The sequence below is a fragment of the Vibrio sp. YT-19(2023) genome (assembly GCF_033337395.1).
Genome location: NZ_JAWOQN010000998.1, coordinates 1 through 546 on the forward strand (window position 1 = coordinate 1; position 546 = coordinate 546).

At 36.3% G+C, this 546-nt stretch carries 1 protein-coding gene; it reads left to right on the plus strand.

The window, feature by feature from the left end; all coding sequences use genetic code 11:
• Window positions 1-359: 359 nt before the first annotated feature.
• On the plus strand, window positions 360-546 hold a 187-nt coding region (locus R7E78_RS29645), incomplete at its 3' end, for a DUF3332 family protein (RefSeq protein ID WP_318059081.1).

Consider the following 546-nt stretch of genomic DNA (forward strand, 5'->3'; position numbering starts at 1 on the left):
AATACTTTGCTTTTTTTACTTCTGGCCATAAACCATCTCTGTCAAATAAGTTAGCAACAATGTAACAATCGCGTCAAAATCACACTAATCATTCTAATTAAGGATACGACAAATTATTTTAATCAAGGAGAGCAAATAATAACCTTTTGTGGAAAGTTTGTTGTAAATGTGACGTTTATTATTTGCTGAATATCTCGTCACCCTTATCTTAAATTGGTTATTTATTGTTTAGATAAATGTCCACGTATTAAAAATAATAAAGATGCTTTCTTCGGAAAATTCTGTCTTTTATCCCTAGTTTTTATAAGCTAATATCCGCGCCGAATTTTCGACCTAATACTTTCTAACTAGAGGTTTTGATGAAAAAGGCAATTGCTAAAATTGGCGCATTGACTGCTGTGGCAGTTTCACTTTCAGGTTGTGTTGGCAGCAACGCGGTAACTGGCTATGTTATGGGCTTCAACTTGAAAGCGGTAGATAACCGTTACGCTCGTGGTGGTCTAAACATGCTTATGGCACCAGTTTACGGTGTGGCAATCGCAGCTG